The organism is Micrococcus lylae (assembly GCF_900163825.1).
Lineage (GTDB): Bacteria > Actinomycetota > Actinomycetes > Actinomycetales > Micrococcaceae > Micrococcus > Micrococcus lylae.
In genome coordinates this window covers 1-13,831 of sequence record NZ_FUKP01000009.1, presented here as the reverse complement: position 1 = coordinate 13,831, position 13,831 = coordinate 1, and the positions used below count along the sequence as shown (strand labels likewise).

14 protein-coding genes are annotated in these 13,831 nt (G+C 72.1%); 5 read left to right on the top strand and 9 right to left on the bottom strand.

Features of this window, described 5'->3' with window-relative positions:
* Position 1: 1 nt before the first annotated feature.
* Genes FM125_RS01440 through FM125_RS01420 form a run of 5 tightly spaced genes read right to left on the bottom strand, consistent with a single transcriptional unit; the run spans position 2 to position 5,613 of the window.
* On the bottom strand, positions 2-280 hold the full coding sequence (locus tag FM125_RS01440; protein WP_082739608.1) for a monovalent cation/H+ antiporter complex subunit F: 279 nt from the start codon (positions 278-280) through the stop codon (positions 2-4).
* Positions 277-684 (bottom strand): Na+/H+ antiporter subunit E, encoded by a 408-nt coding sequence (locus FM125_RS01435; protein WP_245232081.1) that lies wholly within the window; start codon positions 682-684, stop codon positions 277-279. Before FM125_RS01435 ends, FM125_RS01440 begins: the two co-directional genes overlap by 4 nt.
* Positions 681-2,234, bottom strand: coding sequence for a proton-conducting transporter transmembrane domain-containing protein (locus FM125_RS01430; protein WP_087133410.1), 1,554 nt, complete (start codon positions 2,232-2,234; stop codon positions 681-683). Before FM125_RS01430 ends, FM125_RS01435 begins: the two co-directional genes overlap by 4 nt.
* Positions 2,234-2,560, bottom strand: a complete 327-nt coding sequence (locus tag FM125_RS01425; RefSeq protein WP_067189326.1) for a sodium:proton antiporter — start codon at positions 2,558-2,560, stop codon at positions 2,234-2,236. Before FM125_RS01425 ends, FM125_RS01430 begins: the two co-directional genes overlap by 1 nt.
* Positions 2,560-5,613 carry a DUF4040 family protein gene (locus FM125_RS01420; protein WP_067189328.1) on the bottom strand — a complete coding sequence of 1,018 codons (3,054 nt, stop codon included), beginning with the start codon at positions 5,611-5,613 and terminating at the stop codon, positions 2,560-2,562. The genes FM125_RS01425 and FM125_RS01420 overlap by 1 nt, the downstream gene beginning before the upstream one ends.
* A gap of 189 nt (positions 5,614-5,802) precedes the next feature.
* On the opposite strand from FM125_RS01420, the gene zupT reads away from it, so the two are divergent.
* Positions 5,803-6,600: a zinc transporter ZupT gene (gene zupT, locus FM125_RS01415; RefSeq protein WP_070637687.1), complete on the top strand. Its 798-nt coding sequence runs from the start codon at positions 5,803-5,805 to the stop codon at positions 6,598-6,600.
* Positions 6,601-6,716: 116 nt separating this feature from the next.
* On the opposite strand, the gene FM125_RS01410 is transcribed toward zupT, so the two are convergent.
* Complete coding sequence (locus tag FM125_RS01410) at positions 6,717-8,315, bottom strand: S1C family serine protease (protein WP_245829711.1); 1,599 nt, start codon at positions 8,313-8,315, stop codon at positions 6,717-6,719.
* A gap of 3 nt (positions 8,316-8,318) precedes the next feature.
* Complete coding sequence (gene tpx, locus FM125_RS01405; protein WP_067189334.1) at positions 8,319-8,819, bottom strand: thiol peroxidase; 501 nt, start codon at positions 8,817-8,819, stop codon at positions 8,319-8,321.
* 82 nt (positions 8,820-8,901) lie between these two features.
* Here tpx and FM125_RS01400 point away from each other — a divergent pair, with 82 nt between their 5' ends.
* On the top strand, positions 8,902-9,786 hold the full coding sequence (locus FM125_RS01400; protein ID WP_371327613.1) for a patatin-like phospholipase family protein: 885 nt from the start codon (positions 8,902-8,904) through the stop codon (positions 9,784-9,786).
* Between the two features lie 18 nt (positions 9,787-9,804).
* Here the strand turns inward: FM125_RS01400 and FM125_RS01395 are convergent, their stop codons facing one another.
* Positions 9,805-10,398 (bottom strand): PACE efflux transporter, encoded by a 594-nt coding sequence (locus tag FM125_RS01395; RefSeq protein ID WP_245829709.1) that lies wholly within the window; start codon positions 10,396-10,398, stop codon positions 9,805-9,807.
* A 148-nt stretch (positions 10,399-10,546) separates the two neighbouring features.
* Here FM125_RS01395 and FM125_RS01390 point away from each other — a divergent pair, with 148 nt between their 5' ends.
* Positions 10,547-11,062, top strand: a complete 516-nt coding sequence (locus FM125_RS01390; protein WP_067189337.1) for a ferritin — start codon at positions 10,547-10,549, stop codon at positions 11,060-11,062.
* Between the two features lie 130 nt (positions 11,063-11,192).
* Positions 11,193-12,146, top strand: a complete 954-nt coding sequence (locus tag FM125_RS01385) for a DUF808 domain-containing protein (RefSeq protein ID WP_087133409.1) — start codon at positions 11,193-11,195, stop codon at positions 12,144-12,146.
* Between the two features lie 153 nt (positions 12,147-12,299).
* On the opposite strand, the gene FM125_RS01380 is transcribed toward FM125_RS01385, so the two are convergent.
* Positions 12,300-13,139, bottom strand: coding sequence for an alpha/beta fold hydrolase (locus FM125_RS01380; protein ID WP_245829707.1), 840 nt, complete (start codon positions 13,137-13,139; stop codon positions 12,300-12,302).
* Positions 13,140-13,292: 153 nt separating this feature from the next.
* Between FM125_RS01380 and FM125_RS01375 the strand changes: the two genes are divergently transcribed.
* On the top strand, positions 13,293-13,831 hold a 539-nt coding region (locus FM125_RS01375), incomplete at its 3' end, for an NUDIX hydrolase (RefSeq protein WP_087133407.1).

Sequence of the window (13,831 nt, the reverse complement as noted above, 5' to 3'; positions counted from 1 at the left end):
GTCAGCGCTCCCCTCGGGTCAGGATGCGACTCAGGGCGACCGTCGCGAGGATGCCGAGGAACGCCGCCAGCAGGGCCACGTCCTGGACGACCGCCGAGTGGAAGACCAGGCCCGCCGCGGCGAGCATGCCGATCGACGCGAAGTACACGAGGTCGCCCACCACGGCCCGCTCGGCATTGGTCTCGGAGCGCAGGATGCGCAGGATGCCGAGGCCGAACGCGACGGCCAGCACGGCGATCGTGGCGACGACGCCCACGGTGATCACGGTGTCGACGCTCATGAGGCCTCCTCCCAACGCGGTCCGCGCAGCATGCGCAGCAGCCGGTCCTCCATCTCACGCAGGCCGGCGACGACCTCCTCGCGGTCCTGGTCGAAGACGCAGTGGACGAACAGGGTCACCGGCTCGGTGTCGGTGCCGTGCGCGGTGCCCACCACGAGCGTGCCCGGGGTGATGGTGATGGAGCTGGCCATCCACGTCACCTCGAGGTCGCGCTCGCAGCGCAGGTCGTACCGGATGATCGACGGCGTGGCGAAGGGGCCGGCAGTCACGGCCTTGCGCGCCACCTGGAACGAACCGGCGATGACCTCCTTCACCAGCCACAGCACATAGGAGACGGCGTGGCCCAGATGGAAGCGCCACCGCCGTCCGCCCTGCGGCGGGCGGGTCTGACGGATGTCGGTCACGGGAGCACCGCCTTCACGTAGTCGGTCGGATCGAACAGCCCGGCCACGCCCTGCTCGACGAACGGCATCACCAGGCCAGCGCCCACGAAGAGCGCCACGGACAGGCCGATCATCAGCAGGCCGGGGGCCATCAGGCGGGGGGCCACGCGCACGTCGGCCGGCAGGACCGTGTCCGGGCCGCGGCCGCCGGTGACGACGTCCGGGCGCATGTGGGTCAGCTCGTCACCGCCGAAGGCCCCGGTCCAGAGGCGCTGCAGGGCCATCAGGGTGGCCACGGAGGCGAGCAGGATGCCCGCCATCATGACCCAGCCCCACGCGGCCTGGCCATGCTGCCCGGCCTCGGCGGTCGCGGAGATCAGGCCCCACTTGCCCCAGAGGCCGGACGTCGGCGGCAGGCCCGCCAGGGACAGCAGGCCCAGGGCTATCCCGACGGCGATCACGGGCTCGCGCCTGACGAGGCCGCCCAGGCGGTCGATGCGCGACTGGCCGTAGGTGAGCTCGACCGAGCCGGTGAGGGTGAGCAGGCCGGACATCGTGACCACGTGGTGCACCAGGTAGAACACGCCGGCGACCACGGCGGCCGGGAAGGCCAGGACCACACCGATGAGGATGTGGCCCACACCGGCGGTCATCTGGAACGCCATGACCCCGCGGACGCGGTTCTCACCGAGCGAGCCCACGGCGCCCACCAGCATGGTGGCGACGACCAGCACACCGAGCACCCACGTGAGGGGGTGGGTGGCGAGGTCGTACGGTCGGTGCTGCGGGGCGAAGACGACGTAGACGATGCGCAGCACCGCGTAGACGGCGACCTTCGTGTACAGGCCGGCGAACAGGGCCATCATCCCGGCCGAGGTGCCCGGGTAGGCGCGCGGCAGCCAGCCGTAGGCGGGCACCACGCCGGCCTTGACCAGCAGGGCGACCAGCACGACGGACACGCCCAGGGCCACGCGCGGGTCCTGCGCCGCGGCGCCCTGGAGCACCGCGACGTTCACCGCACCGGCCGAGGCGTAGACCAGGCCCACGCCGGAGACGAGGACGGCCGAGGTGACCAGGTTGACGATCACGAACATGCGGCCGATGCCGAGGCGACGCCACGAGCCGGTGACGGCGAGCAGCGCGTAGGACGGCAGCAGCATCACCTCGACGAACACGAAGAGGTTGAACAGGTCGCCCGTGAGCAGGGCGCCGTTCACGCCGGCGAACGTCATGAGCGTCAGGGCAGGCACGAAGCGATAGCGGTACTCCCGCGTGAGGATCAGGAACCAGGCGGCCACCGCGGTGGACAGCGAGGTCACGACGATCATCAGCGCGGACAGGGTGTCCGAGACGAACGGGATGGCCACGCCGGGGACGAAGGCGCCCACGCTGACGGCCATCGGCGGATGGGACCCGTGGTGGACCAGCAGGGCGATCGCGGCGGCCATGGACACCAGCGGGACGGCCACGGACAGCACCGCGTCCAGGGTACGGCTGCGCACCACCACGGACAGGCCCGAGGTGAGCAGCGGCACCGCCACGAACAGCGGCAGGAGTTCGGCGACGGCCATCAGTGGTCCTCTCCGGTCTCGGGCGGCACGGTCTGGTCGTCGTCACGGCCGATGACGGCCAGGGCCAGCATCAGGATGGACGAGGCCATGGAGATCACGATCGCCGTGAGCACGAACGCCTGGGGCAGCGCGTCGGCCACCTGGCGGATGTCCGCCCCGTCGGTCAGGGGCTCCTGGCGCCAGGCGGGCACGCCCGTGGTCAGCAGGAGCAGGTTCACGCCGTGGGAGATGAGCGTCAGGCCGAAGATGGCGCGCACCATCTCCCGCTGCAGCACCATCCACGCGCCGGTGCCGATCAGCAGGCCCACGGTCAGGGCGAGGATCATCATGCGTCATGCCCCCATTCCGGCGGTCGGGTGCCCGAGGAGATGTACTGCGAACGCGGGCTCACCACGTGCATCGAGGAGGTGGTCGGCGGGATCTCGTCCGGACGTTCGCCGTGGACGGTGTCCATGGGCCCGGACAGCTCGCCCTCGACGGCCTCGTCCAGGCGCTCGCGCATGGTCTCCGCGCCCGTGGTCGACTGCCGGGCGACGCCGAGCACGTTCACGGCCACGAGGATCAGGCCGATCACCGCGAGGTACACGCCGGCGTCGAAGACCATGGCGGTGGACAGGTGCTGGCCGAGGATCTCGGCGCCCTGCGGCTGCATGTAGGTGCCGGTCGCCGCCATGTTCCACAGGCCGGTGGCGGTGGCCAGCATGACGCCGCCGCCGATGAAGTACAGCGGCATGCGCGGCGGGCCGATCTGGCGGTCCTTCGAGGTGGATAGGTACATCAGGCCGACCACGGCCGAGCCGACGAGCGCGGCGTTGAAGCCGCCGCCCGGCTCGTTGTGTCCACGCCAGAACAGCAGGGCCGAGACGCCGAGCATGATCACCAGGATCACCCGCAGCATCAGCTGCAGCTGAGCGGTGTTGGCCCAGGGGTTCAGGATCGCCCGGCGCGCGGTGTCGGAGCCGAGGACGGGCTCGCCGGAGTCGAAGGTGCTCGCCTCCACCGCGGACATCGTCCGCGTGGCCGGGTCCAGCTTCGCCGAGCGGAGGGTGGACAGGATGGCGACGATGGCCACACCCGCCATGCCGAGCACGGTGAGCTCGCCCAGGGTGTCGAGGGCACGGAACTCCACGAGGATCACGTTCACCACATTGAGGCCGTGGGAGAGCGGGTAGGTCTCCTCGAGCAGGTAGGTGCCCACCTCGGAGCGCTCGCGGCGGCCGTTGAGGGCCCAGACTGCGGCGAACGCGGCCAGGCCGGTCGCCAGGCCGACGAGCACCGGCACGAGCTGGCGGGTGGGGCGGCGGCGGGAGGCCGCGGAGGAGCCCCAGGTCTTCGGCAGGCGCTGGAGCACCAGCATGATCACGATGATCGTGAGCGACTCGACGAGCAGCTGGGTCAACGCGACGTCCGGGGCGCCGAGCGAGAGGATCTGCACGGTGATGAGGATGCCCACCGCCGAGAGGGACACGGTGGCTCCCAGTCGGGTGTGGCTGCGCACCACGGCGAACAGGGCGACGGCCAGCAGCACGAGCAGGACCGCGTCGATCGAGCGGTTGATGCCCTCGGCGACCGGCGGGATGTGGCCGCCGGCGATGAGGCCGGCGACGCCGCCGAGCAGGACGGCGGACAGGAAGACGAGGATGGCCGCGACGTGCGGCCCCGCGTGGTCGTGGGCGGTGCGGGCCATGAGCCAGGCCCCGGCGCGCTCCAGGCCGGCACGGGCGCCCTCCACCACACCGGCGCCGGAGGCGGGCAGGCGCAGGCCCTCGAGGGCGGGCCAGAGGGTGCGGCGCATCGCGAGGGTGCCCAGACCCAGGGCCAGGACGATCACGGTGGTGACGAGTTCGGCGTTCACGCCGTGCCACAGGGACAGGTGCGGGTCCTGGACCTCGGCGGCCCCTTCGGCGGCGGTGCCGACGGCTCCGACCAGGGTGTTGATCGGGGCCAGGAAGAAGACCAGCACGGCGGTGGCGATCAGCGGGACGGCGGTGGAGCCGACCAGCAGGGCGGACGGGGCGTGCGGATGCAGCGGCTCGGGGGCCTGCTCGCGCGGCTCGTCGAAGAACACGCCGACCACGATCTTGGCGCAGTAGGCCACGGTGAGGACGGAGGCCAGGGCGGCCAGCACCAGGGCGACCGGGCCCGCCCAGGCGGGGGCCGCTCCTCCGGCGCCGCCCTCGCCGTACTCGAGCATGGCGGTGAGGACCTTCTCCTTGGACACGAAGCCGAGCAGCGGCGGGACGCCGGCCATGGCGGCGGCGCCGATCACGGTGAGCACCAGGGCGAAGGGGGCCTGGCGGCCCAGGGCCGGCATGTGCCGCAGGTCGCGGGTGCCGCCGGCGTGGTCGATCACGCCGACGGACATGAACAGGCCGGACTTGAACACGGCGTGCGCCAGCGTGTGCAGCGCGGCGGCGGCCAGGCCGACGGCGGTGCCGGTGCCGATCGCGGCGACGATGAGGCCGAGCTGGCTGACGGTCGAATAGGCCATCAGCTTCTTCAGGTCGGTCTGCTGCACGGCACGCAGTCCGCCGACGAGCGCGGTGGCCAGGCCGGCGGCCACCAGCAGGAAGGACCAGGCCGGGACGGCGTGGAAGAGGGGGGAGAAGCGCAGCAGCAGGAAGATGCCTGCCTTCACCACGGCCGCGGCGTGCAGGTAGGCGGAGACCGGGGTGGCGGCGGCCATGGCGTCCGGCAGCCAGGAGTGGAACGGGAACTGCGCGGACTTGGTCATCGCGGAGACGGCGAGCAGCACGGCCACCAGGGACGTCAGGCCCGGGCTGCCGGCCCAGACGTCCGCGGCGAGGATCTCGGAGACGCGCGTGGTGCCGGCGGCCACGGAGGCGATCGCCAGGCCGGCCAGCAGGCTGACCCCGCCGACGAAGGTGATCAGCAGGGTGCGCATGGACGGCGCCTCGGCCGCACGTCCGGAGCGGGCGATCAGCAGGAACGAGGCCAGCGAGGTCAGCTCCCAGCACAGGAACAGCACGACCGCGTCGTCGGTGGTCACCAGGCCCACCATGGCGAGGGTGAACATCGCCATGCCCAGGTAGAAGCCGAGGTGGCGTCCGGGGCCGAGGTAGGCCACCGCGTAGACGAGCACGATCGCACCGATCACGAGCGCGAGCAGCGTGAACAGGGCGCCGATGGGGTCCGTGCGCAGGGAAAGCTCCACTCCCCAGGCGGGGATCCACGGCATCGACCACGTGTACGCAGCGCCGGTCCCGGTGAGGGAGCCGAACGCCGGTGCGAAGACGACGGCGGCCACGGCGTAGACCGCGGCCAGGAACCACCCGGTGGCGCGGGGCGTCAGCCGTGCCACGACCGGGGTGAGCAGAAGGCCTCCCGCAAGCACGCAGAGCGTGAGGAGTGCGGGCATGGCTCCCAGCCTAGCCAAAGGCGACTGTGGCCCCCAAGACACGTCGGGTAGGGTGCCCTCGTGCGCGCGCGAAGGATGAAGCTGTCGCCAGGGCCCCGCACAGCCACATAACTGTGATGACAGTCACACATCCTCGGCTCCCCACCGCTCGCCGACGACCGCCGCCGCCGACCGCAGAAGGAGCCTGCCGTGCCACCGTCCGACCCCGTCCTGACGGCCCTCGGTCTCACCGTATTCGCCGGCGTCGCCACCGTCCTGGGCGGCGTCCTGGCGGTCATGGGGCGCACACCCGGACCACGCGGACTGGCGCTCGGTCTCGGCCTCGCCGGCGGCGTCATGGTCTCCGTCTCCTTCATGGAGATCATCCCCGAGGCGACCGACGGCCTCGTGCCGGACTTCGGGACCTGGGCCGGCACCGTCATGCTGGTCGGTTTCCTGGCCGGTGTGGGGTCGTTCCTTGCGATCGACCGGTTCCTGCCGGACCGGATCGACCTCGACGAGCGTGAGGACGGCGCCCCGGTCACCCGCCGCGACCGCCGCATGATGCGCCTGGGCCTGGTCACGGCGGTCGGCATCGGCCTGCACAACCTGCCGGAGGGCTTCGCCACCTTCGCCGCAACCCTGTCCGATCCCAAGGTGGGCCTGGCCCTGGCCGTCGCGATGGCCATCCACAACGTCCCGGAGGGCCTCGCCGTGGCCGTGCCCGTCCGCCAGGCGACCGGGTCGCGCCGCAAGGCCCTGGGCTGGGCGGCCCTGACCGGCATCGCCGAGCCGGTCGGCGCCCTGGTCGGATACCTGCTGCTCGCCCCGATCCTCACCGAGGCGCTGCTGTCCATGCTCTTCGCGGCGGTCGCCGGGATCATGGTGGTCATCAGCGTGGACAAGCTGCTGCCGGCCGCCCGCGAGGCCGGCGGCGCCCGGGTCGCGTTGGCGGGCATGCTCATCGGCATGGTCGCGATGATGGTCTCGCTGGACATGCTCCCCTGACCCGCCGGCCCCGCGGCTGCTGCCCGACGACGGCGCCTCCCCCGAGCCGGCCGCCGCCACAGGGCCGCCGGGCAGGTCGCGCCCGACGACGGCCGGTCACCGCGGCAGAGCGGGCGTCAGTTGACGACGGCCTCCTGGAGGACGGCCTCCTCTTCGCGGACCTGCCCGTTGGCGGTGATCCACTTGACGGTGATGCGCTCGCCCACGTTGCGGTCGTTCACCATGCGGGACAGGCGCGAGGCGCTGGTGCCGACCGAGTGGCCGTCCACCGCCACGATCACATCGCCGGGACGCAGGCCGATCTCGTCCGCGGAGGAGCCTTCGTCCACGTCCACGACCACGACGCCGTCCTCGCCGGGCCTGATCATGATGCCCAGCGCGCCGTCGGCGCCGATGGAGACGGTGTCCGTCTCCTCGCCGGAGAGCACCTGCTGCACCACGCCCAGGGCCACGTCCAGGGGGATGCCGAAGCCGTCGACCTCGCTGGAGGTGGTCCCGGAGCTGGCGGCGACGGACACGGCGACCACCTGGCCGTCCGCGTCCACCATGGGGCCGCCGGAGTACCCGGGGACGACGTCCGCGTCCGTCTGGATCAGGCCGGTGAGCCGGGAGTAGTCCTCGCTCCCCTCGGGTGCGGCGTAGATGGAGCGGTCAAGGCCGAGGACCTCGCCGCGGACGCTGGTCAGGTAGCCCTGCCCGCGGGCGTTGCCGACGGCGGCCACCGCGTCCCCCGGCGTCGGGTCCCCGGCGGCGAGGCTGGCCGTCTCGAGTCCCTCGGCATCCTCCATCTGGAGGACGGCGATGTCGTTCTCGGCGTCACGGCCGAGCACGGTGGCGGTGTACTTCCGGCCCGTGTCCGAGACGGTGACGCGCACGCGGGAGGAGTCCTCCACGACGTGGTAGTTGGTCACGGCCAGTCCGTCCTCCGAGAGGACGATGCCGGTGCCGGTGCCCATCGCCCCGGACAGCTGGGTGTCCACGAGCAGGACGCCCGGTGCCTCCATGACGGTCTGGCCGCGGTCCAGGTCGCGGCCGCGGTGCGGCGGGGCTTCCCAGTCCACCACGACGCCCTCGTGCACCTCGGTGAGGGCCTGCACCCACTCCTCCGGGTCGCGGTCCTCGTAGGGAAGGCTGCGCTGCTCGGTGCCGCGCGGGGCGCCCTGGGACTGGTGCTGCTGTTGCTGCCGCTGCTCGGCCTCGATCCGGTCCGTGAGCTCGCTGACGGCGAAGCCCGCGCCGCCGCCGGCCAGGATCAGCGCGCCCACCACACCGGCGGCCGTGATGAGCATCCGGCCGCAGGACTTCTTCCGCCTCGGCGGCCTGCCGGGCGGATACCCGCCCATGGCGTACTGGGGGCCGCCGTACGGGCCGCCACTATAGGGACCGCCGTACGGGCTGCCACCAGAGGGGCCGCCGTACGCGCCGCCCTGCGGCGGTGCGCCGTAGGGGCCGCCACCAGAGGGACCGCCGTACGGGCCGCCTTGCGGCTGCGCACCGTACGGGCCGCCCTGCGGCGGCGCACCGAAGGAGCCGCCGCCGAAGCGGCCGTCGCCCTGCCAGGGCGAGCTGCCGTCGTCGTGCCTGCGATAGGCGTCCAGCGGCCCCTCGGGCCGTCCAGGGTCCCCGTCCGCGCGCGCAGACGACCCGTAACCCAGGTAGGCGTACGGGTCCTGCGGGGCTCGGCCGCGGCGGGACTCAGGACGACGGCGGGGCATGGGTCAGGCCTGCGCGGCGGCCAGGGCGGCCTCGTAGTCCGGCTCCTGGGCGATCTCCGGGACGAGCTCGGTGTGCTTCACGGTGCCGTCCGGGCCGATCACCACCACGGAACGGGCGAGCAGGCCGGCGAGGGGGCCGTCCTGCATGCGCACGCCGTAGACGTCGCCGAAGTCGGAGCGGAAGGTCGAGCCCGGCAGCACGTTCTCGATGCCCTCGGCACCGCAGAAGCGGGCCGCGGCGAACGGCAGGTCCGCCGAGACGGCCAGGACCACGGTGTCCTCCAGTCCCGCGGCGTGCTGGTTGAAGGTGCGCACCGAGGTCGCGCAGACACCCGTGTCGACCGACGGGAAGATGTTCAGCACCACGGTCTTTCCGGCCAGGTCGGCCAGCCTGATCGCGGCGAGGTCCTGGCCCACGAGCTCGAAGGCGGGGGCGGACGCGCCCACGGCCGGCAGCTCGCCGACGGTGGTGACGGGGGTGGAGCGGAAGGTGATGTCAGCCATGGGTCCACCCTAGAATGTGGACGTGGCAGGGAACACCTCATCGCAGTCCGGCTCCCCCGAGGGCGAACAGGACCGCGCCCGCATCCGGAGCACCGTCACGGACACCGCCCTCGTCTTCGAAGGCGGCGGAATGCGGGCCTCCCTCACCTCGGCCGTCGTGTCCGGGCTGATCGAGGAGGGGATCTTCTGCGACTTCGTGTCCGGCATCTCCGCCGGCTCGTCCAACACGGCGAACTACCTGTCCCGGGACGCCCGCCGGGCACGGGCCTGCTTCGTGGACTTCGCGGATGACCCGCGCTTCGGTTCGTGGCGCACCTGGATCCGCGGCCAGGGGCTGTTCGCGGCCGAGTACATCTACCAGCACGCCGGCCGCCCCGGGCAGGCCCTCCCCTACGACTTCGGCACGTTCCGGGCGAACCCGGCCCGGTTCGCGATCGGCGGTTTCGACGCCGAGACCGGGCAGACCGTCTGGTGGGGCCGCGAGGACGTGCACACCCTGGACGACCTCATGGTCCGTGTCCGTGCATCCTCGACCATGCCGGTGCTCATGCCGCCGGTGAAGCTCGCCGGCTCCACCTGGGTGGACGGCGCGCTCGGCGTGGACGGGGGCATCCCGCTCACCCCCGGCGCGCAGGCCGGGTACGAGAAGCAGCTGGTCATCCTGACCCGCGAACGGTCCTATGTGAAGCGGCCCGAGCGGTTCCCCGGCTTCTACCGCACCTACTTCCGCCGCTACCCGGCCGTGGCCGAGGGGCTGACGACCCGCTGGAAGCGGTACAACGAGACCCGCGAGCGCCTGTTCGAGATGGAGCGTGCGGGCACGGCCTACGTCTTCGCACCGGAGCACATGCCGGTGCAGAACGGCGAGCGCAACGTGGCCAAGCTGGCCGCCGCCCACGAGCTCGGCCGGCAGCAGTTCGCCAAGGAGCTGCCCGCCATCAAGGAGTTCCTCGGCCTGGACGGCTGAGTCCCGGCGCCGTTGACCTCAGACGCGGTCGATCGGGCCGGTGAGGACGTCCACGCCGGAGGCCGGGTGGGCGGTGGAGGTGCCCGCCGGCGGCTCGGAGGCGGAGTCCGGCAGGCCGAAGACGGAGTCGAAGCAGTACGCATAGACCGCGGTGTAGAGGAAGAAGAACACCAGCAGGCCGCCCTCGATCACGATCGCCTCCCCCAGGCTCACCTGCAGGATGAACGCGACGGTGGGCACAAGCATGCAGACCAGGCCCAACTGGAAGAGGACGGCGTGCGCCACCCGCACCCTCAGCGGTCGGCCGGTGGTCCCGGAGCGGCGCTCCCACGCCTCGAAGATCGTGTTGAACGCCAGGTTCCACAGCAGCGCGATGGTCGAGTTGGCGATCGCCAGCACCAGGGACGAGTTCGCCTCCTTGCCCACGAGGGTGAGCAGGACGGTCACGAACAGCACCGCCAGCACCTCGAACACCACGGCGTAGACGACGCGGCGGGTGCCTGGGCTGCGGAACACCCGCCGCCGCGCCCATGCAGGGCGGCCGCCGGGCCCCAGCGGCACGTCGTCGCGGGCCGCCGCACGGCAGGAGGGAGCGGAGTTCGGGTCGGTCACTGTGCTTCTCTCGAACAGGGGACGGGTCGCGGCGCGCAGGCCGACCCGCCATCCTAGCCTGCCGGGGACCGGGACGCAGCGGGCGACCCGGCTCAGGTGAGCCTCACCAGGCTTTCGGCCGCCGGCCGGCGGGTCTACTGTGGGCGTCATGAAGCTCACCGACGACCTGCTGAAGAAGTTCAACGACCAGATCACCCTCGAGCTCGAGGCGTCCATCGTGTACCGCCAGCTGGCGATCGCCGCGGACAACCTGGACCTCACCGGCATGGCCACCTGGCTGCGCCGCCAGGCGGACGAGGAGATCGTCCACGCCAACAAGTTCATCGACCACGTGACCGACCGCGACGCCTACGCGGAGATCGGCACCATCAATGCCCCGCAGGTGTCCCGCGACGCCACCGCCCTGGACATCTTCGAGGCCGCCCTGGCCCACGAGCAGAAGGTCTCCGAGGCCATCCGCGAGCTCTACCGTGCCACCGACGCGGCCGGCGACCTCAACGCCCGCCCGCTGCTGAACTGGTTCGTGGACGAGCAGATCGAGGAGGAGGCCACCGTGTCCGAGATCATCGGCCAGCTCCGCCTGGTCGGCGAGGACGGCTCGGGCCTGCTGCGCATCGACCAGCGCCTCGGCGCCCGCCCGGTGGAGACCACCGAGGCCGAGTGACCCACCGTCGGCGGCCGGGCGACGAGCACCCCGGCCAACGACGCGGCGGCCGTCCGGGACCCTCCCGGGCGGCCGCTATGCTTTTCCCGGCGCGGCACCGAGCCCGCCCTGCGTCCCATCAGGAGGAACCATGAGCGGACTCGTCGCACTGCTGGACGACGTCGCAGCGCTCGCGCGCCTGGCCGCTGCCAGTGCGGACGACGTGGCCGCCGGCGTCGCCAGGGCCAGCACCAAGGCGGCAGGCGTGGTGATCGACGACGCCGCCGTGACCCCCCAATATGTGACCGGCGTGGACCCGAAGCGCGAGCTGCCCATGATCTGGAAGATCACCAAGGGCTCTCTGCGCAACAAGCTGCTCATCATCCTCCCCGCCCTGCTCCTGCTGTCCTGGCTGGCCCCGTGGATCCTGCCGTGGCTGCTGCTGGCCGGCGGCACCTTCCTGGCCTACGAGGGCGCCCACAAGGTCTGGAACAAGATCACCGGCCACCACTCGGCAGACAAGGAGCCCGCGGTCGAGCAGGGCGCCGACGCGGAGGACAAGGTCGTCCGGGGCGCCGTCACCACCGACTTCATCCTGTCCTGCGAGATCATGGTGATCTCCATGAACGAGGTGGCGGACCAGGAGATCTGGATGAAGGCGATCATCCTCTTCGTGGTCGCGATCGCCATCACCTTGGGCGTCTACGGCACCGTGGCACTGATCGTGAAGATGGACGACATCGGCCTGCACATGCTCCGCGACGGCCACACGGACGGCGGCCGCCGCTTCGGCGCCACCCTGGTGAAGGGCATGCCGCATGTGCTGCGCGTGATCACCGTGGTCGGCACCGTGGCGATGCTCTGGGTGGGCGGTCACATCGTGCTCGTCGAGCTCGACCTCTTGGGCCTGCACGCCCCCTACGAGTTCCTGCACCACCTCACCGCGCCGGTGGCGGAGGCCACCGGCGCGTTCGTCGGCTGGGTCGCCGAGACCCTCGGCTCCGCGATCGTCGGGCTCCTCTGGGGCACCGTGGTCCTGGGCGTCGTGACGGTGGCAGGCAAGGCGTTCGGCACGAAGGACCAGGAGAACCAGGCCGCCCACTGACACCGCCGGCCCGCCTCCCGGCAGGCCCACGACGACGGGCCCCCACCTTCCGTGCACTCCTCGGCGGAGGTGAGGGGACCGTCGTCGTCCCGTCTCCTGGGGACGGATGCCGTGTGGGGGACGGACGCCGTGTGCGAGCCGGTCCGCTTCGGCTCAGTCCTGGGTGAGGAAGTGCCGGACTGCGTCCACGAACGGGCCGGGCTGGTCCGCGTGGACCCAGTGCCCGGCCTCGCGGATGGTGACGCGCACGGCGCGCGGGAACAGCTCCTTCATGCGGGGCACGTCCGAGTCGAGGATGTAGTCCGAGTCGGCGCCGCCGATCCACAGGACCGGGCCGTTGTAGGTGCGGTCCGGGTCCGCCTCGACCATCGGCTCCGGGAAGGAGCCGATCACCTCCAGGTCTCGCAGCAGCATCTCCACGTTCGGCTGCCAGGCGAAGTGGCCGTGGTCCCGGCGCAGGTTCTGCAGCAGGAAGCCACGGATGCGCTCGTCCGGGACCTTCTGCGCCATGGCCGCGTCCGCGTCCGACCGGGTGCGGAAGGAGGCCAGGTCCATCTCCAGCATGGTGCCGAGCAGGTGGACGAACTCGTCCGTGGCAGCCGCCGCGGTGCGCGGGGAGATGTCCACCACCACGAGGCGATCCACGAGCTCCGGGTGGCGCAGGGCCAGCGCCATGACGGCCTTTCCGCCCATCGAGTGGCCCACCAGGTGCACGGGCCCGTCGGCGGCCAGACCGGAGCGCAGGTGGGCGGCGAGCCGGTCGGCGATCCTGCGGTAGTCCACGCCGTCCGTCCACGGGGACTGGCCGTGGTCCGGCATGTCGATCATCTCGACCGTGAACTGGTCGGACAACGCCTGGGCGATGCCGTTGAAGTTGCGGCCCCGGCCCATCAGGCCGTGGACGAAGGCGACGCGGCGGGGGCCGTCCCCCACCACGGTGGAGGCCAGCGGGGCGTCGGGGGCGTCGGTGCGGGAGGTGTCTGCGGAGGTCACGGGGACAGGGTAGCGGCCGTGCTCGTCGGGACGGCACCGAAGACGTCTTATGGTCCTACTGACACATATGGCCTCGAATTCATATGGTCTGCGCGACATTATGGAGCCGACCGCGTCCTCGCACGCCCGCCGACCCAGGAAGACCACCACCCCATGACCGCCGACCGCGCCGCCGAGGCGGCCCTGATCCGGGCCGCCGTGTCCACGGCGGTGCTCAGCCTGCGCACGGACCGCTCCGGGCGCACCGCCCTGCACGTGGCCCTCGTCCCCCGCACCCGCGCCCCCTTCCTGGACCGCTGGGCCGTGCCCGGCCGCTGGCTCGAGGCCGACGCCGACGTGGACGAGACCGCCGAGGCCGTGGCGGCGGAGACCGTGGGCGTCTCCCCCGCCCATCTGGAACAGCTGGCCGTGTTCGGCGCCGTGGACCGCTCCCCCACCGGACGCGTCCTCACACTCGCGCACTGGGCCCTGACCTCCGGAACGGACCGCGAGGGCTGGAACGTCCGCTGGTTCGACGTGGACCGCGTACCGGCCCTGGCCTTCGACCACGGGCAGATCGTGGCCGCCGCCCGCACCGCACTGGCCCGCCGCCTGGACGACCCCGCCGTGGCAGGCGCCCTCATGCCGGCCGAGTTCACGCTCGGCGAGCTGCGCGCGGCGCACGAGGCCGTCACCGGCGAGCGGCTGGACGC